Annotated in this window: 19 protein-coding genes and 3 pseudogenes; 10 read left to right on the forward strand and 12 right to left on the reverse strand. The window is 55.9% G+C overall.

From position 1 onward, the window contains the following. The first annotated feature begins 89 nt into the window (after positions 1 to 89). Positions 90 to 773 carry a dethiobiotin synthase gene (gene bioD, locus P3C52_RS13495; RefSeq protein ID WP_275555503.1) on the forward strand — a complete coding sequence of 228 codons (684 nt, stop codon included), beginning with the start codon at positions 90 to 92 and terminating at the stop codon, positions 771 to 773. Positions 774 to 825: 52 nt separating this feature from the next. Here bioD and osmV read toward each other — a convergent pair whose 3' ends face one another. The 4 genes and pseudogenes from osmV to P3C52_RS13515 all read right to left on the reverse strand — a co-directional run bounded on the left by osmV (position 826) and on the right by P3C52_RS13515 (position 4,251). Next, positions 826 to 1,962 (reverse strand): osmoprotectant ABC transporter ATP-binding protein OsmV, encoded by a 1,137-nt coding sequence (gene osmV / locus P3C52_RS13500; protein WP_275555504.1) that lies wholly within the window; start codon positions 1,960 to 1,962, stop codon positions 826 to 828. Next, a complete protein-coding gene (gene osmW, locus P3C52_RS13505) occupies positions 1,962 to 2,609 on the reverse strand; it encodes an osmoprotectant ABC transporter permease OsmW (protein ID WP_275555505.1) in 648 nt (215 codons plus the stop codon). The genes osmV and osmW overlap by 1 nt, the downstream gene beginning before the upstream one ends. A 9-nt stretch (positions 2,610 to 2,618) precedes the next feature. After that, positions 2,619 to 3,530 carry a glycine betaine ABC transporter substrate-binding protein gene (locus P3C52_RS13510; RefSeq protein WP_275555506.1) on the reverse strand — a complete coding sequence of 304 codons (912 nt, stop codon included), beginning with the start codon at positions 3,528 to 3,530 and terminating at the stop codon, positions 2,619 to 2,621. An 11-nt stretch (positions 3,531 to 3,541) separates the two neighbouring features. After that, positions 3,542 to 4,251 (reverse strand): annotated as a pseudogene (locus P3C52_RS13515) (ABC transporter permease). Positions 4,252 to 4,608: 357 nt separating this feature from the next. On the opposite strand from P3C52_RS13515, the pseudogene P3C52_RS13520 reads away from it, so the two are divergent. Next, positions 4,609 to 6,054: pseudogene (locus tag P3C52_RS13520) on the forward strand (MDR family MFS transporter). Between the two features lie 35 nt (positions 6,055 to 6,089). Here the strand turns inward: P3C52_RS13520 and P3C52_RS13525 are convergent. Both P3C52_RS13525 and P3C52_RS13530 read right to left on the reverse strand, forming a co-directional pair. Next, a complete protein-coding gene (locus P3C52_RS13525) occupies positions 6,090 to 6,383 on the reverse strand; it encodes a DUF1161 domain-containing protein (protein WP_275555507.1) in 294 nt (97 codons plus the stop codon). A gap of 52 nt (positions 6,384 to 6,435) precedes the next feature. Then, a complete protein-coding gene (locus P3C52_RS13530) occupies positions 6,436 to 6,783 on the reverse strand; it encodes a DUF1283 family protein (protein ID WP_275555508.1) in 348 nt (115 codons plus the stop codon). A 120-nt stretch (positions 6,784 to 6,903) separates the two neighbouring features. On the opposite strand from P3C52_RS13530, the gene P3C52_RS13535 reads away from it, so the two are divergent. Then, positions 6,904 to 7,230 (forward strand): YnfA family protein, encoded by a 327-nt coding sequence (locus tag P3C52_RS13535; protein ID WP_275555509.1) that lies wholly within the window; start codon positions 6,904 to 6,906, stop codon positions 7,228 to 7,230. A gap of 94 nt (positions 7,231 to 7,324) precedes the next feature. On the opposite strand, the gene ydfG is transcribed toward P3C52_RS13535, so the two are convergent. After that, positions 7,325 to 8,074 (reverse strand): bifunctional NADP-dependent 3-hydroxy acid dehydrogenase/3-hydroxypropionate dehydrogenase YdfG, encoded by a 750-nt coding sequence (gene ydfG / locus P3C52_RS13540; protein WP_275555510.1) that lies wholly within the window; start codon positions 8,072 to 8,074, stop codon positions 7,325 to 7,327. 381 nt (positions 8,075 to 8,455) lie between these two features. Here ydfG and guaD point away from each other — a divergent pair. The 6 genes and pseudogenes from guaD to bla all read left to right on the forward strand — a co-directional run bounded on the left by guaD (position 8,456) and on the right by bla (position 17,496). Then, positions 8,456 to 9,780 (forward strand): annotated as a pseudogene (gene guaD, locus P3C52_RS13545) (guanine deaminase). Next, positions 9,777 to 11,219, forward strand: a complete 1,443-nt coding sequence (gene xdhA, locus P3C52_RS13550; RefSeq protein WP_275555511.1) for a xanthine dehydrogenase small subunit — start codon at positions 9,777 to 9,779, stop codon at positions 11,217 to 11,219. Before guaD ends, xdhA begins: the two are co-directional and overlap by 4 nt. Further along, positions 11,209 to 13,575, forward strand: coding sequence for a xanthine dehydrogenase molybdopterin binding subunit (gene xdhB / locus P3C52_RS13555; protein ID WP_275555512.1), 2,367 nt, complete (start codon positions 11,209 to 11,211; stop codon positions 13,573 to 13,575). The genes xdhA and xdhB overlap by 11 nt, the downstream gene beginning before the upstream one ends. Next, a complete protein-coding gene (gene xdhC, locus P3C52_RS13560; protein WP_275555513.1) occupies positions 13,562 to 14,353 on the forward strand; it encodes a xanthine dehydrogenase accessory protein XdhC in 792 nt (263 codons plus the stop codon). Before xdhB ends, xdhC begins: the two co-directional genes overlap by 14 nt. Before the next feature lie 49 nt (positions 14,354 to 14,402). Then, entirely contained in the window at positions 14,403 to 16,556 is a 2,154-nt protein-coding gene (gene dcp / locus P3C52_RS13565; protein WP_275555514.1) for a peptidyl-dipeptidase Dcp, read from the forward strand. A 73-nt stretch (positions 16,557 to 16,629) separates the two neighbouring features. Continuing rightward, on the forward strand, positions 16,630 to 17,496 hold the full coding sequence (gene bla, locus P3C52_RS13570; RefSeq protein WP_275555515.1) for a class A beta-lactamase: 867 nt from the start codon (positions 16,630 to 16,632) through the stop codon (positions 17,494 to 17,496). Between the two features lie 192 nt (positions 17,497 to 17,688). Here the strand turns inward: bla and hpxO are convergent, their stop codons facing one another. The 3 genes from hpxO to P3C52_RS13585 all read right to left on the reverse strand — a co-directional run bounded on the left by hpxO (position 17,689) and on the right by P3C52_RS13585 (position 21,129). Further along, the gene (gene hpxO / locus P3C52_RS13575; RefSeq protein WP_275555516.1) at positions 17,689 to 18,846 is read right to left on the reverse strand and encodes an FAD-dependent urate hydroxylase HpxO; all 1,158 of its coding nucleotides are present in this window, start codon (positions 18,844 to 18,846) and stop codon (positions 17,689 to 17,691) included. Positions 18,847 to 19,002: 156 nt separating this feature from the next. Further along, positions 19,003 to 19,926 carry a glutaminase B gene (gene glsB, locus P3C52_RS13580; RefSeq protein WP_275555517.1) on the reverse strand — a complete coding sequence of 308 codons (924 nt, stop codon included), beginning with the start codon at positions 19,924 to 19,926 and terminating at the stop codon, positions 19,003 to 19,005. 135 nt (positions 19,927 to 20,061) lie between these two features. Next, on the reverse strand, positions 20,062 to 21,129 hold the full coding sequence (locus P3C52_RS13585; protein ID WP_275555518.1) for an SDR family oxidoreductase: 1,068 nt from the start codon (positions 21,127 to 21,129) through the stop codon (positions 20,062 to 20,064). Between the two features lie 96 nt (positions 21,130 to 21,225). On the opposite strand from P3C52_RS13585, the gene P3C52_RS13590 reads away from it, so the two are divergent. Next, positions 21,226 to 22,131: a LysR family transcriptional regulator gene (locus P3C52_RS13590; protein WP_275555519.1), complete on the forward strand. Its 906-nt coding sequence runs from the start codon at positions 21,226 to 21,228 to the stop codon at positions 22,129 to 22,131. Here the strand turns inward: P3C52_RS13590 and P3C52_RS13595 are convergent. Both P3C52_RS13595 and P3C52_RS13600 read right to left on the reverse strand, forming a co-directional pair. Beyond that, complete coding sequence (locus P3C52_RS13595; protein ID WP_275555520.1) at positions 22,128 to 23,300, reverse strand: nickel transporter; 1,173 nt, start codon at positions 23,298 to 23,300, stop codon at positions 22,128 to 22,130. The genes P3C52_RS13590 and P3C52_RS13595 overlap by 4 nt on opposite strands. A 242-nt stretch (positions 23,301 to 23,542) precedes the next feature. Continuing rightward, positions 23,543 to 24,499 (reverse strand): UV damage endonuclease UvsE, encoded by a 957-nt coding sequence (locus P3C52_RS13600; protein WP_275555521.1) that lies wholly within the window; start codon positions 24,497 to 24,499, stop codon positions 23,543 to 23,545. Positions 24,500 to 24,721: the final 222 nt, after the last annotated feature.

A 24,721-nucleotide genomic window follows, 5' to 3' on the forward strand; every position in this document is an offset into this window, starting at 1 on the left:
CGATGAAAAGCGCAATTTTTTACACTAACCGGCACAAACCGATGATTAATGTTTAACTATTCAGGCCGTCAGCCTGCCGGAGTGTTGCTATGCTGAGTCGTCTTTTCATTACCGGTACGGATACCGCCGTCGGTAAAACAGTGGTTACCCGTGCCCTGATGCAGAAGCTGGCGGAAACGCACCCAGCTGTAGTGGGCTATAAACCGGTCGCGAAAAGCAGCCAAATGACAGCGGACGGGCCGCGCAATAAAGATGCGCTGGTGTTACAGCAGGCTTCTACGCTCAATGTCCCCTATGAAGCCATTAATCCGGTTACGCTGCTTGAAGATGAAATCAGTACCCATCGCGGCGAAACCATTAACTATGCACGTCTGAGCAGCGGTCTCCAGCTGTTGGAAACGCAGGCGGACATGGTTGTAATTGAAGGCACCGGCGGCTGGCGCAGCCTGATGAACGATCTGCGTCCGTTATCAGACTGGGTTATTCAGGAGCAGCTGCCGGTCGTTCTGGTTGTCGGCATCAAGCTGGGCTGTATTAGCCATGCGCTGCTGACCGCTCAGGCGATTATTAATGATGGCCTGCCGCTGCTGGGTTGGGTGGCAAACCGTATTAATCCCGGTCTGGCGCACTACGCAGAAATCATTGAAGTGTTACAGGAAAAAATCTCTGCGCCGCTGTTAGGCGAGCTGCCTTATCTGCCACGGGCGGAACAGCGCGAGCTGGCGCGCTATATCGACCTGTCAGCGCTGACGCTGCCGCAAGCGGTGGCCTGACACAAAAAACGCGCCTGAGGGCGCGTTTTCGTTTTCGTATTCAAGGTCCTGTTTAGCGGTTAATTGCACGGCGCGTGCGGCCAGAGCTGAGATAGTCCGCAATATAATCCTGCGAAATCTCTCCACTGTAGCGGCCATCCTCATCCACGATCGGCATCCAGACCAGGTTGTGTTCATACAGTTTCGATAGCACCACACGTAAGTTTTCTTCCGCCTTGCCGGTGACGGTGAAGCGGTGTATCAACTCTTCACAGTTGCCGCTGGCACCGCGCGCTTCACGGCGCTTCACAAAGCCGAGGGGACGGTCGTCATTGTCCACGACAGTAATGGAACGCATATCGTTGTCATCCATAATCGCAAAAGCGTCTGCCAGCGGCGTTGCACGCTGCACGGTAAAGGTCTGCTGCTGATCGGTGACATCGCCCGCCTGCACCAGCAGCAGGCGCTTCAGCGTACGATCCTGGCCAACAAAAGAGCCGACAAACTCGTTGGCCGGTTTTGCCAGCAGCTCATCGGGCGTGGCGCATTGCACAATCTTCCCTTGTCCGAATACCGCAATGCGATCGCCCAGCTTCAGCGCTTCATCAATATCATGGCTCACCAGCATCACGGTTTTCTTCAGTTGACGCTGCATATCAAGAAACTCGTTTTGAATGGCTTCACGGTTAATGGGATCGACCGCACCGAAAGGCTCATCCATTAGCAGTACCGGCGGATCGGCGGCCAGCGCACGAATTACGCCGATACGCTGTTGTTGTCCGCCCGACATCTCTTTGGGATAGCGATGCAGGAACTTATGCGGATCGAGCGCCACCATGCTCATCAGCTCGCTGGCACGCTCGCGGCAGCGTTTTTTATCCCAGCCGAGCATACGCGGCACCACGGTAATGTTTTCCTCAATGGTCATATTCGGAAACAGACCGATTTGCTGGATCACATAACCGATATTACGGCGCAGCGTCACCGTATCCAGCGTGCTGGTATCTTCGCCGTTAATGGTAATCTTGCCGCTGGTCGCCGGGATCAGGCGGTTAATCATCTTCAGCGTGGTGGTTTTCCCACAGCCGGACGGGCCGAGCAGCACGCACATTTCGCCTGCCGGCACGTGCAGGCTGACGTTATCCACCGCGTTCATTGTGGTGCCGTTTTTCTGGGTGAAGGTTTTAGTCAGATTTTCCAGTTTAATCATTAGCGAATCCCCTTCGGTGTCAGCACCAGCTGCAAGCGATGCAGCAGCCAGTCAAGAATAATAGCCAGTAAGCAGATCAGTACCGCGCCTGCGATCAGCATACGAATATCGCTGCCGCTGATGCCATTTAGTAACAGCAGGCCGAGGCCGCCAGCGCCAATAACCGCCGCAATTGCCATCACGCCGACGTTCATTACGACCGCCGTACGGATGCCGCCGAAAATTACCGGCAGCGCCAGCGGGATTTCCACCCAGCGCAGCCGTTGCCAAAAGGTCATGCCGATTCCTTGTCCCGCTTCGCGCAGGCCGGGCGGCAGGCTCTCCAGCGCAGTATGGGTGTTACGCACAATTGGCAGCAGAGAGTAGAGGAATACCGCCGTAATCGCCGGCACCACGCCAATTCCCTGACCGATCAGCGAAAAAACCGGAATCATCAGGCCAAACAGCGCAATAGACGGAATGGTGAGAACAATAGTTGCAATGCCTAATACCGGCGTCGCCAGCCATTTAAAGCGCACAATCAAAATGCCCAGCGGCACGCCCGCCAGAATGGCGCAGCCGACCGCGACCAGCACCAGCCACAGATGCTGCCAGGTGAGGGCGAGAAGATGAGGCCAGTCGTCGATCATGTAGTGAATCGTATCCATAGCGCCTCCTTACAGCATGCCTTTTGCTTGCAGAAAATCGCGGGCGACCTGCTGCGGTGATTGGTGATCGATATCGACGCGCTTGTTCAGTTCGGTAATGGCGTCATCGGTAATTAACGCAGAAAGCTGATTAAGCGCTGCCGCGAGACCCGGATTGGCCTCCAGCACCTCTTTGCGCACCACCGGCGTCACGTTATAGCTGGGGAAATAATGTTTATCATCTTCCAGAATTTTCAGATCGAAGCCTTTCACCCGGCCATCGGTGGTATAAACCAGGCCCGCATCAACAAAGCCGTCACGGACGGCGTTATAGACCAGTCCCGGATCCATCTGACGGATTTGCGGGCGATCGAGCGTTAAGCCGTAGAGTTTCTGCAGCGGCTTCAGGCCATCGGAGCGACCGGCAAATTCCAGATCCAGCCCCAGCATCCAGTTATGCTCTGGATCCGTTTTGCGGATCTGTTCAATGCGCGCCACCAGCTGGGAAACCGTGGTGATATGCTCTTTTTCCGCCCGTTTGCGCTGCATGGCGAAAGCGTAGGTGTTATTCATTGGCGCCGGATCGAGCCATACCAGACCAAGCTTTGCATCCAGCCGCCGCACGGTTTCATAGGCCTGCTTTGCGGACATCGGCTCTTTTATATGGTTGAAGATAATCAGCGAGGAGCCGGTGTATTCCCAGGTCATATCAATCTGTTTATTCAACATGGCGCTGCGGCTGATGGAGACGGGAATATTGGTTTTTGGGATCACCTCGAAGCCTTTTTTAGTCAGCCACATGGTGGTCATGGCGGACAAAATATGCTGCTCGGTAAAGCCCTTGGTCGCCATAGTAACAGGCGCGGCCTGCGCGGCATTGAAGCAGAGCGCCAGCGCCGCCAGCAAGCCACATAGCCTGCGCGTCAGGTTACGAATCATCATTAACGGCTCCTTTACAGCGCGTGCGGGCTAAGCCAGCGGCCCAGCGCCGCCAGCAACATATCGAGAATCAGCGCAAACAGCGCCGTCGCCACCGCGCCCAAAATCAGGACGGGAAAATCGTTCAGGTAGATGCCGGGGAAGATCAGCTCGCCGTAGCTACTGGCGCCAATCAGAAAAGCCAGCGGCGCGGTGCCGACATTAATCGCCATGGCGATACGAATGCCGGAGAGCATCACCGGCCAGGCATTTGGCAGTTCCACCTGGCGCAGCCGTTGCGCTTTGGTCATACCGATACCGTTCGCGGCCTCCAGCAGCGAGTCCGGCACGCCAATTAAGCCAGCATAGGTGTTGCGCACAATAGGTAACAGCGAGGCGAGAAACAGCGATAATCGCCGGACGATCGCCGATGCCGATCACCACCATCGCCAGCGCCAGTACTGCCAGCGGCGGCAGCGTATTGCCAACGTTAAAGATCTGCATAATGTATTCCGCCCAGCGGCGGGCGAAGGGGCGGCTGAGAAAACCCGCTGGGAATGCCGACCAGCAGGGCAAACAGCATCGACCAGCCCACCAGCCAGAGATGCTGTTTACCGAGGTAAAGTAAATCGACCTGGCGCGCCTTAATCACATCCAGGCCCACACCGTAAACCAACAGGGCAGCGACCAGCGCGATCACCAGTAGGGCCAGCGTGATTCGCTTAATCGTGGAAGAAACGTGCATGAACAGGGTTCTCCTGGGGAATGGCTGAGCGCATCCTAGAAGATGGCTCACTTGTTATATTAATCCTTGGGCATCACGGGGCAGAAAACGGTTTCCCACCGCGCAGCCGGACACTAAATATAAATTGCTGATTTTTACGCCTTTATCAGCAAAAAAACATGCGGCGCCTTAAACCTATAGCAGCGCGACGGCGCAGGCGCCAGTTTTTGGGCAAAATCAGCAGGATAGTTTTGGTTGCTGTCGCAGACCTTCAGCCGCTAACAACAGAGCAAGCATTTGGTGACAACGTCACAAAAAATTGCGCTACCGCTGCGTAGCGGGTGCGCTACGCTTAGGGGATTAACAGGAAGGGAAACAATGACAGCACAACATCAGCCGGTCGCGCACCGACCGTGGATTTTAGTCGCCTGTATGCTGGCGATGTTTATGGCGGCGATTGAAGTTACGATTGTCGCAACGGCAATGCCCACCATCATTGCTCAGCTGGGCGGCTTTGCGCAGTTTGGCTGGGTCTTTTCCGGCTATCTGCTGACGCAGGCGGTAAGCGTGCCGATTTATGGTCGTCTGGCCGATCTCTGGGGACGTAAACGCATCTTCTTTATCGGCACCTCGCTGTTTTTGCTGGGTTCGGTGCTGTGGTCTGGCCCAGAGCATGACATGGTTGATTGTGTTTCGTGCTTTTCAGGGACTGGGCGCGGGCGCAATGCCAGTAACCTTAACTATCGTTGCCGATATTTATTCACCACGCGAGCGGGCAGGTATTCAGGGCTGGCTTTCCAGCGTATGGGGCGTGGCGGCGATTATCGGCCCACTGACCGGTGCCTGGATTGTGCAACATTTTAGCTGGGCGCTGGTTTTTTGGGTCAACTTACCGCTGGGCATCATTTCAATGCTGATGCTGGCGCGCTGGCTGCCTGCACACCAACAAACCTCCGCGCAGCGGCTGAATATTTCCGGCAGCGCCTGGCTGATGCTGAGCGTCAGCGCGCTGTTGGTCGCGCTGCTGCAGGCGGAAGCGTTGGGCTACTGGTTGCTGCTGTTTCTGGCAGTAGCGTTGATCGCCGGGTTTATTCTGCTGCGCCACGAAAGAAATGCGGAAGCGCCGCTGTTTCCGCTGGCGATCTGGCGCAGCCGGACGATTGTTGCCGGTAACGCCGGAAATTTAATTATCGGCGCGGCGATGATGGGCATCAGCGCCTTTTTGCCTACCTGGATCCGGGCATTAACGGCGGCTCGCCGCTGCAGGCCGGAAGCGCACTGGCAATGATGTCAATCGGCTGGCCGCTGGCCAGCACGCTCTGCGGCAGGCTGATGTTGCATACCTCTTATCGCTTTACCGCTCAGCTTGGCGCGTTGCTGTTAATTGCCGGCATGGCGCTGTTGCTGATGCTGCATGCCGACAGCAGCCTGATCCAGGCGGGCTTTGCCGCTTTCGTTATCGGCACCGGCATGGGAATGACCAGCACCACCTTTCTGGTTTCGGTGCAGAACAGCGCGGATTTCTCCATTCGCGGCATCTGTACCGCCTCAATTATGTTCAGCCGGATGCTGGGTTCGGCGCTGGGGACGGCCCTGATGGGCGCGGTGCTGAACTATAACCTGCTGCTGCGTCTGCCCGATGCGCACGATCCGGTCCAGCAGATCATGTCGCCCGAACGCCGCCAGGCGCTGGACGGCGGTACGCTACAGCAGATGACGGCGCAGATTGCGGCTTCGCTGCACTGGGTATTTATTGTGTCGCTGGTGATTGCGGTGGGTAGCCTGTTTATTGCATGGACGATGCCGTCGCGCAGGCCGGAATAAAAAAGGCACCGCAAAGGGCGGTGCCTGGAGGAAGATTACTGAGGGGCGTCCTGTGCAGTGCCCGCATCGGCGGGTACATTGGTTTCACTGTCAACGCCGGTGCGTTTGTAGACAATTTTCTGGGAATCGTTTTCACAATGTCCCACAACCTGACCACCGGCGGCGTCAGCCTGATCGTTAGGCACAATATCCAGCGTAAAGCCCGATTCAGGCACGCCGTTATTGATAATCTTCTGGGTAATATCCGCTTTTACCGATTCGCATGACGCCTGGGCAGCCAGCGGAGCAACAACCAGCAGGGCGCTTAACATCCACTTCTTCGCTCTCATCACATCATCCTTTTGCAATAAAACCAGCGGTAACTATAGCAGCTAAGTACGATCAGGGCGCGACCACGCGTCCGGTACGACGATCGAGGCAGCGCAGAGTATTTGCTTCCCAGTAGGCATTGACGTTATAGCTTTTTTCGCAGGCGTCGCGAGAATCAAAAGCGCGATCGGTTTTATCAAACTCTTTCTCGACGCGGCTGTTGACCTTTTTACGCAGCATACGGGTATCATCCCACTGCTCTTTATTCTGACGCGCTTCTTCACTGCTTAACGCATTATTGCCGTTTTCAATAATCAGACGATCGGTACGTGCCTGCGCCGTAGTGGATGACAGTGCCAGCGCGCCGAACAGCGTCAACGGTAGCAGGGCGAGCGCCAGACGTTCAGATAAGGTTTTCATCTTTTCTTCCTTAGCTTTCATGGCGGGCCGCCATGAGGTGACAGTGTTTTTAGTATATCATCGGCAATTATTTGCTCACCAGCAGGCCAAGTGCTTTCGGTTGTTTCAGGCAAGGTTTCAATGATTAAAATCATACTGCTCTTTTTTCTTACCGCGCTGGCAGAAATCATCGGCTGCTTTTTGCCGTGGCTGTGGCTAAAAAAGGGCGCATCAATGCTGCTGCTGATCCCGGCGGCGTTGAGCCTGGCGGCGTTCGTCTGGTTGTTAACACTGCATCCGGCAGCCAGCGGGCGTGTATATGCCGCTTACGGCGGCGTTTATGTGGTTACCGCGCTGCTGTGGCTGCGCTGGGTGGATGGCGTGCGCCTGAGCCACTATGACTGGCTGGGCGCGGCGGTCGCTTTTTGCGGCATGCTGATTATCGTGGCGGGATGGGGCAAAGCGTAGCGTTGAACCTGGTCAGCTACTAAAAGAGTTAAAACGCCGGCTTTCAGGTCGGCGTTTTTAATGGCGCATCAGGCTTTTTATGAGTTTTCAGCCATCACGACTCTTTTGCGACTTTCAGGCCCGCAGTGGTTTGGCTCACCGGCATCATTTCCAGCGTATTAATATTGACGTGCGCTGGCAGCGTCGCCACCCAGTAAACCGCTTCGGTTACATCTTCCGGCGTCAGGGCGGTGGTGCCGGCATAAACATTCTCCGCGCGGCTGTCGTCGCCTTTAAAGCGCACGTTGGAAAACTCGGTGCCGCCCACCAGTCCTGGCTCAATATCGGTCACGCGCAGGGCGGTACCGTGCAGATCGGTGCGTAAATTCAGGCTGAACTGACGGACAAAGGCCTTGGTGGCGCCATATACGTTGCCGCCCATATAGGGCCAGTTACCAGCCACAGAACCGATATTAATAATATGACCAACGTTACGTTTAACCATCGCGGGCAGCAGGGCGCGTGTCATATAAACCAGGCCTTTATTATTGGTATCGATCATGGTTTCCCAGTCTTCAATACTGGCCTGATGTGCCGGCTCCACGCCCAGCGCCAGCCCGGCGTTATTGACCAGAATATCGATCTCCTGCCACTCAGCGGGCAGCGTGGCGACGGCGGCATCAATGGCCGCGCGATCGCGCACATCAAACTGTAGCGTATAGAGGTTTTCTCCCAGCTCCGCTTTTAGCGCGTCCAGACGATCCTGACGGCGTCCGGTCGCGATCACCTTATGTCCTGCCGCGATAAAACGACGGGCGATAGTTTGACCAAATCCGGCGGTCGCTCCGGTAACAAAAATTATCATCTCTCTGTTCCTCAACACATTTTTCAGGTCAGTCACCATAGCATTTCACTTTGCAGCTGCCCAGTGCCGATTAAAGATGCGAGCTAAAGGCACCACGCTGGTGCGCTGCACCACAGAGCTGCCTGTCAAAGGGGCAGTCCAGAGCCGACAGATTTCAGCTGAATAGTATTTCTCTTTTTTATGACTGATAGTGCTGGCGTTTTTAACAAAGCAAGCGGTTGCGCAATCGTTTAAGGAGCTATTATTAAGCCTTTCGCAAGATAACATTTTGATTTAGATGAGAATATTAAAAGTTGATGGCTGGCATAACTCTTGCAATGTTCTAATAACACAATTGCCTGCAATAACAACCAGAGCCCTTTTTGCAGTAAAGGAAGCCTTATGTCAGCGACTGAAAACTATGCCATTCGCAGCAGCTTTTTTGATATAGCCGCCACGGTTAACGATCCCTCGCTGGTCGAGCAGCAGGCGCGTTATATCGAAGATGGCCTGTTAATTATTAATGCCGGACGCGTTATCAGCCTGCGTCCGTGGCAGGAAGCAGAGGAATGCTGCCCGCCGATTGTCTCATTCTCGACCGGCGCGGAAAGCTAATCGTGCCTGCTTTATCGACTGTCATATTCACTATCCGCAAACCGAAATGGTCGGCGCGTTTGGCGAACAGCTGCTGAACTGGTTGGAAAATTACACCTTCCGGCGGAAGCGCATTATCACAATGCCGATCACGCGGCGGCGATGTCCGAATTTTCCTGCAGCAGCTGCTTAGCAACGGCACCACCAGCGCGCTGGTTTTCGGTACCGTGCATCCCGAATCGGTCGAAGCGCTGTTTCAGGCCGCCGGGCGGCGCAATATGCGCATCATCGCCGGTAAAGTAATGATGGATCGTAATGCACCGGATTACCTGCTGGAAACGCCGGAGCAGAGCTATCAGCAAACGCGCTCGCTGATCCAGCGCTGGCATAAGCGGGGCCGCCTGGGCTATGCGCTGACGCCGCGTTTTGCGCCCACCTCATCGCCGGAACTGCTGGAGAAAGTGGCGCAGCTGCATCAGGAATTTCCTGATACCTGGATTCACACCCATCTGGCGGAAAACCAGCAGGAAGTGGCGTGGGTAAAAGCGCTGTTTCCGGCACAGGCGCACTATCTCGACGTTTACCACCATTATCAGCTCACGGGCCCACGCAGCGTTTTTGCCCACTGCCTGCATCTGGAGGCGGAGGAGTGGCACTGCCTGCATCAGAGCGATTCCGCCGTCGCCTTCTGTCCGACCTCCAACCTGTTTCTCGGCAGCGGGCTGTTCAATCTGGCGCGTAGCTGGCAGCAGCAGGTCAAAACCGGCATCGGCACCGACATTGGCGCAGGCACCACCTTTAATATGCTGCAAACCCTGGGCGAGGCTTACAAAGTCAGTCAGTTGCAAAACTATAAGCTGCATGCCAGTGAAGCCTTTTATCACGCTACGCTCGGCGGCGCGCGGGCGCTGAGTCTGGATCATCTGATCGGCAACTTTACGCCGGGTAAAGAGGCGGATTTCGTAGTGCTGGATCCGCAGGCCACGCCGCTGCAGGCGCTGCGCTGGGACAACAGCCGCGATATCTGGGAAAAGCTGTTTGTACTAATGACGCTGGGCGACGATCGCACCATTGCCGAAACCTGGGTCAACGGCCAGTGCGCATGGCGCCAGAAAGATGAGGAAACGGCATGATTCATTTTCTGCTTAATCAGACGCTGGTACGCGAGCAGCACATCGATGCTAATACCACCGTTCTGAATTATCTGCGCCAGCAAAAAGGGCGCTGCGGCACCAAAGAGGGTTGCGCTTCCGGCGATTGCGGCGCCTGTACCGTTGCGCTGGGCAGCGTGGTGGAGGGCAAAATGCGCTATGAAACGGTAAACAGCTGTTTGTTGCCGATCGGGGCGTTGGACGGCAAGCAATTAATTACGGTGGAGGATCTGCGGCAGGGCGATCGGCTACACAGCGTCCAGCAGGCAATGGTTACCAGTCATGCCTCGCAGTGTGGCTTCTGTACGCCCGGCTTTGTGATGTCGCTGTTTGCGCTGCAAAAAAACAGTCAAGGCTGGGATCGTCAGCAGGCCGAAAGCGCGCTGGCAGGTAATCTCTGCCGCTGTACCGGCTATCGACCCATTGTAGAGGCGGCGCGTATCGCCTGTGAGCAGCCAGCAAGCGACAGCTTCAGCCAGTGCGAGGCGGAAACCGTGGCCCGTTTACAGGCGTTAAAGCAGGCAACAATGAGTGACATTGTCACCGAAACCAGCCGCTACGTGATCCCTAAGAGCTGCACGCAGTTGGCCAGTTTTTATCTGGCGCACCCGGAAGCGATATTAGTGGCAGGCGGCACCGATCTGGCGTTGCGCATTACCCAGCAGTATCAAAAATTGCCGTTAATGATTGCGCTGGAAAAAACAGAGGAGTTGCTGCAGTGGCAGGAGACCCCGGATGCCATTGTTATTGGCGCCGCCGTACCGCTGAGCGACTGTCAGCAGCGGCTGCAAGCATCGGTTCCGGCCTTTAGCGAAATGCTGCACCGTTTTGCCTCCCGGCAGATCCGCAATCGCGGCACGCTTGGCGGCAACATTGCCAACGCTTCGCCCATTGGCGACTGTGCGCCGATGCTGTTGGCGCTGGATGCCTCACTGATTCTCCAGCGTGGCGAACAGTTGCGTACGCTGCCGCTGCATCAGTTTTTCCTCGGCTATCGCCGTACCGCGCTGCAGCCAGGTGAATTTATTCGCGCTATTAGCCTGCCAAAGATGACGTTGTCACAAGAGTTTCGCGCCTGGAAAGTCTCAAAGCGTCAGGAAGATGATATTTCCGCGGTATTCGCCGCCTTCACGCTCACGCGCGGCGAGTCACTCATTACTGGCGCGCGTATCGCCTTTGGCGGCATGGCAGAAATCCCACGCCGGGCCGCCGCCTGCGAAACGGCATTAATCGGCCAGCCTTTATCTCCGGCTACGCTGGAACGCGCCTGTCGGGCACTGGAGCAGGATTTCCAGCCACTGAGCGACGCGCGCGCCAGCGCTGCGTGGCGTATGCAGCTGGCGAAAAACCTGCTGCGTCGTTATTTCCATCAGCTTAACGGTGAACTGGCCGTCAGCGAGGTAGCCCGTTATGTCTCATAATCACCCGGCGGTTAATCAGGAAGTGCTGGAAGCGCAATATCTTGCCGGTATGCAGAACGGCGTTGGCCGCAACCAGCGGCACGAAAGTGCGGAAAAGCATGTGACCGGCGAAGCACAATATATTGATGACCGGTTAGCCTTTCCCGGCATGCTGCATCTCTGCCCACGCCTGAGCGATCACGCGCACGCGCGCATCGTGAATGTGAATACCGCCGCGTGCTATGCCATTCCCGGCGTCATTGACGTACTGACCTGGCGCGATGTACCGGGCGAGCTGGATATTGGCCCGCTGGAGCCGGGCGATCCACTACTGGCACGCGACAGCGTGGAGTATGTCGGCCAGATTGTGCTGGTTGTCGCCGCCGAAAGCGAAGAGGCTGCGCGGCTGGGCGCGCAGGCAGCGCAAATCGATTATGCGCCGCTGCCCGCCATTCTGGATGTGGAAGAAGCGCTGGCGCAGCGACATTTTGTACAGGAGCCGCACGTGCATCAGCGCGGCGACGTCGAAACAGCGCTGGCGCGCGCGCCGCACCGGCTTCAGGGCCAGTTTCATATTGGTGGCCAGGAGCATTTCTATCTGGAAACCCAGATCGCGCTGGTTGCGCCCGGCGAGGATCAATCATTCCAGGTCTGGTCATCAACGCAAAACCCAACCGAAGTGCAGAAGCTGGTCGCTTCAGTGATGGGCATCGGCATGAATAAGGTTACTATCGATATGCGACGCATGGGCGGCGGATTCGGCGGCAAGGAGACGCAAGCGGCAGGCGTCGCCTGTCTGTGCGCACTGGCGGCCCATAAAACCGGACGTCCGGCGAAAATGCGCCTGGCGCGCCGCGATGATATGCGCATCACCGGCAAGCGCCATCCATTCTTTGTGCGTTATGAGGTCGGCTTTGATGACGAGGGGCTGTTTTGCGGCGTCAATATCGAGCTGGCGGGCAACTGCGGTTACTCGCTCGACCTTTCCGGTTCGATTGTCGACCGCGCCATGTTTCATGCCGATAACGCCTATTACCTGGGCGATGCACGCATAACCGGCTATCGCTGTCGCACCAACCTGGCCTCCAATACTGCCTATCGCGGCTTTGGCGGTCCGCAGGGCATGGTGGCGATTGAACAGATTATGGATGCAATAGCGCGGCATCGCGGGCTGGATCCGCTTGAGGTGCGCAAACGTAACTACTACGGCCAGCAGAAGCGCAACGTCACGCATTACCACCAGCGGGTTGAGGATAATTTGCTGGCAGAAATGACCGCGCAGCTGGAGCAGAGCGCCGACTATCAGGCGCGGCGCGCTGACATCCGCCAGTTTAACGCCGCCAGCCCGATACTGAAGCGCGGCCTGGCGCTGACGCCGGTAAAGTTTGGCATCTCCTTTACCTCCAGCTTCCTCAACCAGGCGGGCGCGCTGATCCTGATCTACACCGACGGCACCGTACAGCTGAACCACGGCGGCACCGAAATGGGCCAGGGACTGCATACCAAAGTGGCGCAAATTGTGGCGGAAGTGTTGCAGATCGATCTGGCCAGTATCCGCATCACCGCAACCGATACAGGAAAAGTGCCTAACACCTCGCCGACCGCCGCCTCCAGCGGCACCGATCTTAACGGCAAGGCGGCGCAGCATGCGGCGGAGATCCTGCGTCAGCGCCTGACCGAGATGCTATGCCGCCTGCATCAGTGTCATGAACGGGAGGTGAGCTTTAGCAACGGCATTGTACGGGTGAAACAGCAGCATTTCACTTTCCGCGAAGTAGCACAGCTGGCCTGGCTGAACCAGGTGCCGCTGTCGGCGACCGGTTACTACCGTGTGCCGGGCATTCATTACGATCGGGCGGCGGGGCGCGGCCAGCCGTTTTACTATTTCTCTTACGGCGCGGCCTGTAGCGAAGTGCTGATCGATACGCTGACCGGCGAATACCGTCTGCTGCGCGCCGATATTCTGCATGATGTCGGCGCTTCGCTGAATCCGGCGATTGATATTGGCCAGGTTGAAGGCGGCTTTGTGCAGGGTATGGGCTGGCTGACCTGTGAGGAACTGATGTGGGATGGTACCGGGAAACTGCTGACCGATGGCCCGGCCAGCTATAAAATTCCCACTATCGGCGACGTTCCGGCCGATCTGCGCGTCACGCTGCTGGAGAACCGCAAAAATCCACAGCAAACGGTATTTCATTCCAAAGCGGTCGGCGAGCCGCCGTTTATGCTGGGCATTTCCGTCTGGAGCGCCTTGCAGGATGCGGTTGCCAGCGTGGCGGACTACCGTCTTCATCCGCATCTCGATACGCCCGCCACACCGGAGCGGGTTTTCTGGGCGGTCAGTCGGCTGGCAGGAGAAGACTATGTCTCCCCATGAGTGGATTGCCACGCTGAATCAGCTGCAGGCCGAGCGGCAATCGTGCGTATTGATTACCGTACTTAATGAACGCGGCTCGGTGCCGCGCGATCGCGGCAGTAAAATGATCGTCACGGCGGATAAGCAATTCTTTACGATTGGCGGCGGCCATCTGGAGTTTCAGTGCGTGGAAATGGCGCGCGCGATGCTGCAACAGAAGCGCACCGCTACTCACTGTGAGCCGTTTAATCTTGGCGCCCGGCTGGGACAGTGCTGCGGTGGGATGGCGACCATTCTGTTTGAGCCACTGCTCTGTGAGCAGCCGCAGATCGCCGTATTTGGCGCCGGACACGTCGGTCAGGCGCTGGTAAATCTGCTGTCAACGTTACCCTGTCACGTTAACTGGATCGACGAACGCAATGAGATGTTTACACAGGTGCCGCCTGGCGTAACCCTTTGTTGTGAGGAAGATCCGGTGGCGTATGTTCAACAGCTGCCGCCTGACAGCTATTACATCATCATGACGCATCATCATCCGCTCGATCTGGCGCTTTGCGAGGCGGTACTACGACGCGGAGATTATCGCTATGTCGGCGTGATTGGCTCGCAAACCAAGCGCCAGCGCTTTATCTGGCGTCTGAGCGGTAAAGGCTTTAGCCAGCCGCAGCTTGATCGGTTGCGCTGTCCGATTGGGCTGCCGGAAGTGACGGGCAAGCTGCCGGCGGAAATCGCCGTTGCCGTAGCGGCAGAAATTATTGCCGTTTATCAACAGCAGCAGAACGCTGGCACCACCGGTTAACTCCGCTTATGATTCTCTCTTTACAGGCAAGGAACAGGAGAGTAAGGATATGCGGTTATCGATGTTATTTTTCGCCGTGGGCCTGGCCCTGAGCGCCTCTGCTCAGGCCGCCGATGCCACGGCAAATCACGATCGGGAGAAAACCATGTCCGGCGAACAGCAAAATCCCTTTAGCCAACCCAGTACGTTACCGTTTCAGGCGCCGCCTTTTGATCGCATAAAAGAGAGCGATTATCTGCCCGCGATTGAAGCAGGGATTGCGGAAAAACAGCAGGAGGTGGCGCGTATTGCTAACAGCGCCGACGCGCCGACGTTTGAAAACACTTACGTGGCGCTGGAGAAAAGCGGCCAGACGCTTAAGCGCGTCCTCAATGTATTTGGCGCAATGACCTCAGCCAATACCAACGATACGCTGCAAAAAATTGATGAAGAAACCGCGCCCAAACTGGCGGCGCTCGATGATGAAATTCACCTTAACAGCAAACTTTTTGCCCGCCTCGACAGCGTTTATCAACAGCGCGATAAGCTTCAGCTGGATGCCGAATCGCAACGGCTAATCGAGGTGACCTGGCAATCCTTCCAGCTGGCGGGCGCCAGCCTGAACGACCAGCAAAAAAATGAGCTGAAGGCGCTGAATCAGGAAGCGGCCACGCTCAGCACCCAGTTCACCAATCGCCTGCTGGCGGCCACCAAAGCGGGTGGCCTGCTGGTAAAAGGTAAGGCGGCGCTGGCCGGTCTGAGCGAGGGCGAAATCGCCGCCGCCGCCGAAGCGGCAGAGGCGCGCGGCCTGAAAAACCAGTTTTTGCTGGCGCTGCAGAACACTACCCAGCAGCCGGAACTGCAAAGCCTGTCAGATCGCGCGACGCGTGAAGCCTTATTTAACGCCTCCTGGAACCGGGCGGAAAAGGGCGATGACAACGACACGCGCCAGCTGATTGCGCGACTGGCGGCGGTACGTGCGCAGCAGGCGAAACTGCTGGGCTTCGACAGCTACGCCGCCTGGAAACTCCAGGATCAGATGGCGAAAACGCCGCAGGCGGCACTGGATTTTATGCGTAATATCGTTCCGGCCGCGACGGCGCGCGCGCAACGCGAAGCGGCAGATATTCAGGCGGTTATTGATCAGCAGAAGGGCGACTTCAAGCTGGCGCCCTGGGACTGGAGCTTTTATGCCGAGCAGGTGCGTCGGGCAAAATACGATCTTGATGAGTCACAAATCCGTCCGTACTTTGAGCTGAACAATGTGCTGGAAAATGGCGTGTTCTACGCGGCCAATCAGCTCTACGGCCTGACCTTTAAACAGCGCAAGGATCTGCCGGTTTATCAGCCGGACGTGCGCGTTTATGAAGTGTTTGATAAAGACGGCAGCTCGCTGGCGCTGTTCTATACCGACTTCTTTAAGCGCGACAACAAAGGCGGCGGTGCCTGGATGAGCAATTTTGTCGATCAGTCAAAACTGCTGGGCACCAAACCGGTGATTTACAACGTTGCTAACTTCAGCAAACCGGCAGCGGGTCAGCCTGCGCTACTGTCGTGGGATGATGTGATTACCATGTTCCACGAATTCGGCCATGCGCTGCACTGCATGTTTGCCGATCAGCAGTATCCGAGCCTTTCCGGCACCGAAACCCCGCGTGATTTTGTCGAGTTTCCGTCGCAGTTTAATGAACACTGGGCCAGTGATGACAAGGTGTTTAAACATTTTGCCCGTCACTACCAGAGCGGCGAACCGATGCCGCAGGCGTTACACGATAAAATCCTTAAGGCGGACAAGTTTAACAAAGGTTACGATATGACCGAGCTGCTGGCGGCGGCGCTGCTGGATATGCACTGGCACAGCATCAGCGCCGGTCAGCCGCAGCCGGATGTCGATCGGTTCGAGCAGGAGGCGCTGGCGCAGGATAAGGTCAATCTGCCGGAAGTGCCGCCGCGCTATCGTTCCAGCTATTTCCAGCATATCTGGGGTAACGGCTACGCCGCCGGCTATTATGCCTATCTCTGGACGGAGATGCTGGCGGATGACGGTTTCGAATGGTTTAAAGAGCATGGCGGGCTGACGCGTGAGAACGGCCAGCGCTTCCGGGATATGATTCTGTCGCGCGGTAACAGCAGCGATCTGAAACAGCTTTACCACGACTGGCGCGGCCACGATCCTGAAATAGAACCGATGTTGATTAACCGCGGCCTGAAAGAAGTCCCCTAAGGTTTCACCGCACACAATAAGAACAAAAAGGGCAGCAATGCCCTTTTTTACAGCTGTTAAAAAGGACGTTGCAATGCATAAAAGCTGTTTATGGCGCTGTTCGCTGCTGGCTGGATTACTTTCGCTTTGGTCAGCCGGCGCACTGGCTGATGACGCCTCGCTCACTCAAAAACTGGCCGAACTGGAGAAAGCCAACGGCGGGCGGCTGGGCGTTGCCTGGATTGATGGCGATCAGCGTTACGGCTATCGCGCCAGTGAACGTTTTCCAATGACCAGCACCTTTAAAGCGCTGGCGGTGGCGGCCATTCTGGATAAAAGCATTGGCCAGCCCGATCTGCTGGAAAAAAAGGTCATGATTAAAAACGGCGATCGCGTGCCATGGACGCCGGTAACCGGTAATTATATTGGTAAAGCGATGACCATCGCGGCCCTGTGCGCGGCGGCTATCGAGTACAGCGATAACCTTGCAGCTAACTATTTGCTTGATCAACTGGGTGGGCCGCGAGGCGTTACCGTTTTTGCGCGCCAGCTGGGCGATCCCCTTACACGGCTTGATCGTGTCGAACCGGCGCTGAACAGTGCGAGGCCAGGGGATATCCGCGATACCAGCACGCCCGCCGCAATGGCGGCCAACTTAAATAAGCTGGTGCTGGGCGATGCGTTACCGCCGCCGCAGCGTCAACTGCTGATCCGCTGGCTGAAGCAAAACACCACCGGCAATGAGAGCATTCGTGCCGGTGTGCCAGCTGACTGGACGGTGGGCGATAAAACCGGCGCCGGTGATTACGGCAGTACCAACGATCTGGCGGTGATCTGGCCCGCGCAGGGAAAACCTAAAATCCTGGCGATCTACTATACCCAGCAGCAACAGAAAGCGGCCAACAACAAAGCGGTGCTGGCAGCAGCAACCCGCGCCGTTATCAGTGAGCTTCAACCATAAGTTGCCCGTAACAGCGCTAAATTTCCGGTGAACCTGAGTTATAGGCAAACAGGCGAATCTGGCTTATCCGTTACCGTGAATCTGGGCCTTGCGTTTACAGGCGAACCAGGGCTCCATAACAAAAGCCGGGCGCTTTACCCGGTCTTGTTAAGCATATTTCCGTCGCGACGTTCGTTTTACCGCCGCGATGCTTTACCCCAGCGGGCCGCCGAGAATGGTTTCGCACATGCCGTTCAGGATACGCTCGCCGGTTTCCTGTTTTAGCTCTTCATACCAGGCCTGAGTAATGGCTGGCGCTTTGCCATGGGTAACCTCACAGCGCTTGCGCGCTTTCAGCACCAGATCCCTGACCCGATCCGCGCGACGCGCCTCATAACGCTGCAGCGCATCTTCAATGCCCAATGAATGCGACTGCAGGGTTAACGCCAGCACCACCGCATCTTCCATCGCTGCACAGCCGCCCTGACCAATATCCGGCGTGGTGCTGTGTCCGGCATCGCCCAGTAGCGCTACGCGACCTTTAACCAGCTGCGAAAAAGGATCGATATCATGGATTTCAATGCGGTTGGTGGTGTCAGGATTAATGGCAGCGATCAGCTTCTGCACCGGCGCGGCCCAGCCGCTGAAATAGCGGGTTAAGTCCGCTTTGACGCTGCTGCGATCTTCGGCCAGCCCTTTAGCTAACGGCACATCGAAGAAGAAATAGAAGCGGTTGCCGCTGACCGGCATCAATGAAACGCGTTTGCCTTCGCCGACAAAGGTCGTCCACTGATCGGCGGGCGCAATGCTTTCATCGATGGTGACCAGGCCATTCCAGTTAACGTAACCCGCATAACGGCGTTCAGCCTGCTGGCCGGTTACATAAGAACGTATTACAGAGTGAGTGCCATCAGCGGCGATCAGAAAGTCGCCGCGCGCTTCGCTGCCATCGTCAAACCAGGCGGTCACGCCCGCGGCGTCCTGTTCAACATGGCTGACGCGCTTGCCGAAGTTTACGCGCTGCGTACCGTACTGATTAAGCAGCATCGCCTGTAAATCGGCACGCGCGACCGGATAAGGGCGCTCGCCGACATTCTCCACCAGCGGTGCCATTGAAAAGCGGGTCAGGGGCTGGCCGTGTTGAAAATCGTGATAGGCCATAAACGCCATATTGCCGCCCAGCGCCTGAAGCTCTGTTTTCAGGCCCAGAAAGTTCAGGCATTTGACGCCGTTGGGCCAGACAGAGATCGCCGCGCCAACCGGACGCAGGGTTTTTACCGCCTCATAGACTTCGGTCTGATAGCCAAACTTTTCCAGCGCCAGCGCTGCGCACATACCGCCGATTCCGCCACCGATTACGATCGCTTTCATTGCCGTCTCCTTGCTGTTGATAACAGGAGGTTGCAACTTTCGTACCAGCTATAAAGGCGCAAAACCACCGCTTTTAGCGCTGCGGCTGCGCCTTTACAGGGCAAGGGGCGTTAAAAAGGCATCGTCAGAGTGCAAACTGCAACTTTCGTTTCAGCATTAAAATATCGAGCAGCCGAGACGTTCGGAGAGCAATTCCAGCGCCGCGATGCCCGCCAGCGAATTGCCAGAGGCATCGAGACCCGGCGACCAGACGGCAATCGACATCTCGCCGGGAATGATAGCGATAATACCGCCGCCAACACCCGATTTCGCTGGCATGCCGACGCGCCAGGCAAATTCACCGGCGCCGTCATACATGCCGCTGGTGATCAGCAGAGCGTTGATCTGCCTCGTCTGGCGCACCGACAGTATCGGTTCCGCCTCGCCAAAAGGTTTGCCCTGATTCGCCAGGTAGAAGAAACAGCGCGCCAGTTCAAGGCAGCTCATTGAGAGCGAGCAGTAGTGGAAGTAGGTTTGCAGCACGCTCTGTACATCGTTCTCAAAGTTGCCGAAGGATTTCATCAGCCAGGCAATAGCGGCATTACGCGCAGAGTGATCGAACTCGGAACGGGCAACATAGCGGTCATAATTCACCGTCGGCTCGCCGCACAGCTGACGCACCACTTCCAGCATACGCTGACGCGGCGCGGTCAGGCGGGTTTCCAGCATATCGCAGATCACCAGCGCGCCCGCGTTAATAAAAGGATTACGCGGCTTACCGCGCTCGATCTCCAGCTGCACCAGCGAATTAAACGGCTGGCCGGACGGCTCTTTCCCCACGCGCTGCCAGATCTCCTGCTCCTGATAACGCGTTTGCGCCAGCGTCAGGGAAAGCACTTTGGAAATAGACTGAATAGAGAAGCGAACGTCGGCGTCGCCCGCCTGGAACATGCTGCCGTCATGGGTAAGAACCGCGATGCCCAGCCCGTCAGGAGAGACCTGCGCCAGCGCCGGAATATAGTCGGCCACCTTTCCCTGTCGGGTTAGTGGACGCACCTGATGCAGGATCGCTTCCAGTAAGGCATTACTGAGTTCAGCCACGACGATATTCTCCGTTATGTTAGATGGCGCAGCATGATCGGAGGTTGCAGGCGCGTCGTCAACGGCTGAAGAGAAAAAGAGGGCACAGTTACTGGAAACAGCGAAGAACCGCCAGCGCCAGGCTGGCGGCAAGGATCAGGATGGGATAATACGGTTGGCTTTCAGCTTATCGAACAGCGAGAAGAACGCATCACGGGTGGCGCGATAGCCGGTAAAGCCCGCTTTGCGGCTCTTGCTGATATCAGTAAACACTTCCATCGGGCGACCCAGATCGGCATCGGTATGCCACCAGGAGGCGAGGCGATTAACGTCCGCTTCACGTAGCTGGTATTTTTGCGCAATCTGTTGCCAGTCGTGATCGACGCCCACCATCCGGTGTTCCAGCGGCTGCATCTCGCCGGGGAAAGGCGCAGCCTCAATACCAAAGTAATCGGCGATCTGCTGCCACATCCATTTCCAGCGGAAAACGTCGCCGTTTACCACGTTAAAATCTTCATTTTTCGCTGACGGCGACGTCGCCGCCCATTCCAGCTGCTCGGCAAGCAGCCCGGCATCGGTCATATCGGTCACGCCGTTCCACTGCGCTTCTGAGCCAGGGAAGATAAAGGGACGACCGGTCTCTTTACACAAGGTCGCGTAGACTGCCAGCGTCTGGCCCATGTTCATGGCGTTGCCCAGCGCATAGCCGATAACGGTGTGCGGACGATGCACGCTCCAGGTACAGCCATATTTTTTCGCGGCGGCAAAAAGTTCATCTTCCTGCGCGTAGTAAAAGTTATCGACCGGCTGACGGCCTTGCTCCTCGCGGAACGGCGTCATCGGCACACTGCCTTTACCATAAGCATCAAACGGGCCGAGATAGTGTTTCAGGCCAGTCACCAGCGCGACGTGGCTGCCCTGCAGACGTTCGCCCAGCGCTTCCAGCACGTTACGGACCATCGCGCCGTTAACCCGAATATTCTCTTTTTCATTGGTCTGGCGTGACCAGACGCTAAAGAAAACGCTGTCGAAGCGCAGGCCGTCCAGCGCGGTGTTTACCGACTCCGGCGAGGTTAAATCAGCGGTCAGTGAGTGACAGCCCTGCGGCACCGGCGCGCGTCCACGAGAAAGGCCGTAAACGTCCCAGCCGTCCGCCTGTAATTTTTCTGCCAGCGCGCTGCCTACCACGCCGCTGACGCCTACGATTAATGCTTTTTTACTCATTACGCCTCCTGTAACAGATACTAATAAGCATAGTGCGGAATTAAATTCATATCTGAGGTATAAATTCACAGCATTTCGGAACAGGATTCATAAATCATGATCGGCAATGATTTGCTGAAGGGAATTATGCCCTTTGTCGCAACGGTGGAGGCGGGTAGTTTCAGCGCGGCCGCCGAACGGCTGAATCTGACCAGTTCGGCGATCAGTAAAAGTATAGCGAAACTGGAGCAGCGACTGGGTTCGCAACTGTTTGAGCGCACGACGCGCAGTCTGCGTTTGACCGATGCCGGAGAAGCCTATTACCAGACCTGTCAACGCGTCGTGAATGAGCTGAGCGAGGCGGAAACGGTACTGGCGGCGCAGCGTAGCCATGCGGTGGGACGTCTGCGCGTGGCAGTGCCGATGACTTTTGGCCGCACACACGTGATGCCGCTGATTAACGCCTTTTGCCATGACAATCCCGATCTGCGAATCAATATGACCTTTGCCGATCGCTTTGTGGATCTGTTTGAGGAAAATATTGATATTGCGGTACGTATCGGCGGCCCGGCGGATTATCCCGCCTCGCTGGGGATGCGCTATCTCGGCAATGAGCAGTTAGTGTTTTGCGCCGCGCCAGATTATCTGCAGCGCTACGGCACGCCGCAGCATCTGGATGAGCTGGAACAGCATCGGGCGATTGCCTATGAACGCGTTGATGGCACCAACACGCCGTGGCGCTTTATCGCAGCCGACGGCCGCATTGCCAGCCGAACGATTAATCATGCGATGGCTATGGGCGACAGTGAAGCGCAGCTGAGCGCGGTCAGCGCCGGGTTGGGGATCGCGCAGATGGCAACCTGGTTGATCCGCGACGCCGAGCAGGCGGGCAGGGTAAAGATTATTCTGCCGCAGCTGATACTGGATGGGCTGCCGCTTTACCTGGTGTGGCCGCGCAAAAAGCAACTGCTGCCGAAGGTGGATGCTTTACTGCACGCGCTGCAGCACTTATCGATTCGCTAACAGCCGGCAGCAATAAAGTCACCGTTAGGGCTTACCGGCACCACCGACAGAAACAGAATCAATGCAAATAACAGTAGCAGCAGGCCGCCGGTAATACGTATCAGCGCAATAATGCCCTCGGTTCTGGCGGGTGACTCACGTAGCCAGATGGCGGTAACGGTATTCCGCAGGCGGCTGACCGCAATGGAGAGCAGCAGCAGGGAAAGCCCGGTGCCCAGCGCCATGGTCATGACGGCCAGCATGCCCCATTTCACAATGCCGATCGCGTTAGAGAACAGCAAAACAGTAATGGCGCCGCTACAGGGACGCAGGCCAATGGCGATAATCACGCTTAGCAGCTCTTTCCGGCTAGTGGGCGACACCAGCGGAATATGATGATGTCCGCAACCGCAGTGATCCTGCGCGTGCTGATGATAAGCGACGGAGCCAGCCTGCGCCGAAACGGCGCGCAGCGGCGAGGCGGACGCCAGCGTCGCGTAATTAATGGTATCGGCTTTCGCACGATGCGAGGTATCGGCTTCTGCACGATGCGAGGTATCGGCTTCTGCACGATGCGAGGTATCGGCTTCTGCACGATGCGAGGTATCGGCTTCTGCACGATGCGAGGTATCGGCTTCTGCATGATGCCTGGTTTGGATTGGGCCTGGTTGTGTTTGTGGCCGGAGGTGACGCAGCCCGCGCAGCAGCATCCAGCCGCCAAAGGCAGCGATCAGCAATGCGCTGACTTTTTCCATGTACCAGCGGCCCAGGCTGAGATCGCCGGCCGCCAGGTTAAAGCCCACCGCCAGAATAAAGACAAACAGAATGGCGCTTAGCCCCTGTAACAGGCTGCCGGCCAGCGGAACCGCACGCAGCGCGGGCGGCGAGTTCTGCTGTTGCGTACTCAGCCAGGTGGTGACCACAAACTTGCCGTGGCCTGGGCCAACCGCGTGCAGCACGCCGTAGATAAAGGTAAAAAACAGCAGCCACAGCCCGCCGCTGTATTGCCCGTTGTTGATTTGCAGCAGATGCAGCACCAGGTAGCGATGCAGCGTGATCTGCGTCGCCAGGCTCCAGGCAAGAAACTCGCTCCAGTGCCACCAACAGAAAGCAGCCAGCAACGCAAAAAGCGTGGCGAGAGCGCCAAGGCGTAATCTGTTGGAAGAAAAGGAAAGGGCGTAAGTAGACATAAGCGTTCCGCTTCAGAAAAATCTGTCTTTATTATACAGGCTGAGCAGCAGAGGATACCCATAAATCATAGCGAGCAGCACGCAAAAAAGCGCAATGACGACCCCCGATGTTTAAATTGTTAATTTGTAAAAGTTTCTATATCACTGCATCAACACAAAGATAAACAGGCTGAGCGGTCAGCTGTACGCCGAAGCAGCACTATTATCGGTGCGCGATAAAGGCCTGCCGGCCTTTATCTTCATTACTGTGCCTGACGATAATAATACAACCGATCTCTGGCAATATTTTTCATTTTCACTTCACACATAATATCAAAATCAGTAAAAGATAATGCCCAATCATTCAGCGTCTTATTAAAATAATAATCTGAGTGCGCGCGAAATTTCATTTTAGATAAACCTAAAACAGTTTGATCGGGAAAACCGTCTTCAGGAATTAAACCTTCCTGGGAAATGGAATAGTGCAGAACCGGCCTGACGCCGCGCCATGACGCTTTTATTTGAGCAATGCGCGGGTCGTCCGGTTTAATAAATTCATTTTCTTTTACCCAATGGTGATGAATATCTACTACGACGGCACATAATTCGCTGGCCTGTAAAACATCATCAAGGGAACAGGAGACTTCATCATTTTCTACCGTTAGCATACGTTGGGTCTCAGGGCGCAGCTTACCAAACGACTCCTTAAAACCAGCGAAACCTTTTTTCCCATTCATATGAATGTTGATTTTAAAATCCTGAAAGGTCTTGCCGTAACCCATCAAAACCGCACAAAGCGCATGATATTCAACGTCTTCGATCGACCTTTCCACCACCGAAGCATCTTCCGAAGCCAGTACGGAATATTGCCCTGGGTGGAAAGATAACCGGATATTATTTGCTCTGGCAAAATCTCCGCATTGGCTAAACAGAGGATACAAATCCGGCAGAAATTCCCGGTATAAAACCATCGCTTCAGGAACGGTATATAAAGGCAACAGATCGCTGCCTATACGCATCATCCGTAAATCGTCTGGCAATAAAGCCAATTGCTGAAAGGTTTGCTGAAGATTCACCAAATTGTTTTTAGAAATTTCATAAATGAGCTGGACTCTTTCATCATTATTCAGGCTCAGAAAGCGCTTTCTGGTCGTTGCCCTGAACGGAAAAGGCTGCTTTAAATCCGCATTAAGATATTTACATGCAAAGCCCAGTTTCATAATTTCTCCGGTTAAAGGGGTTTACCTAAGTGTAACAGTTAACTGAGAAACCGGTAGGAAAGGAGGCTGACATCGGCCGAATCGCCAAAATTTATCGGGAAGCGGGCGCGGCTATATAATGTGGGGAAATTTGAAAATGCCAATCAAGAATAGTAACTTTTTAAGCAAGCAGAAGCATAAGATAAAAATTTTAAATACACATTAATAAATAAGCCGCGCATC

This window comes from Mixta sp. Marseille-Q2659 (assembly GCF_940807255.1).
Classification (GTDB): Bacteria; Pseudomonadota; Gammaproteobacteria; order Enterobacterales; family Enterobacteriaceae; genus Mixta.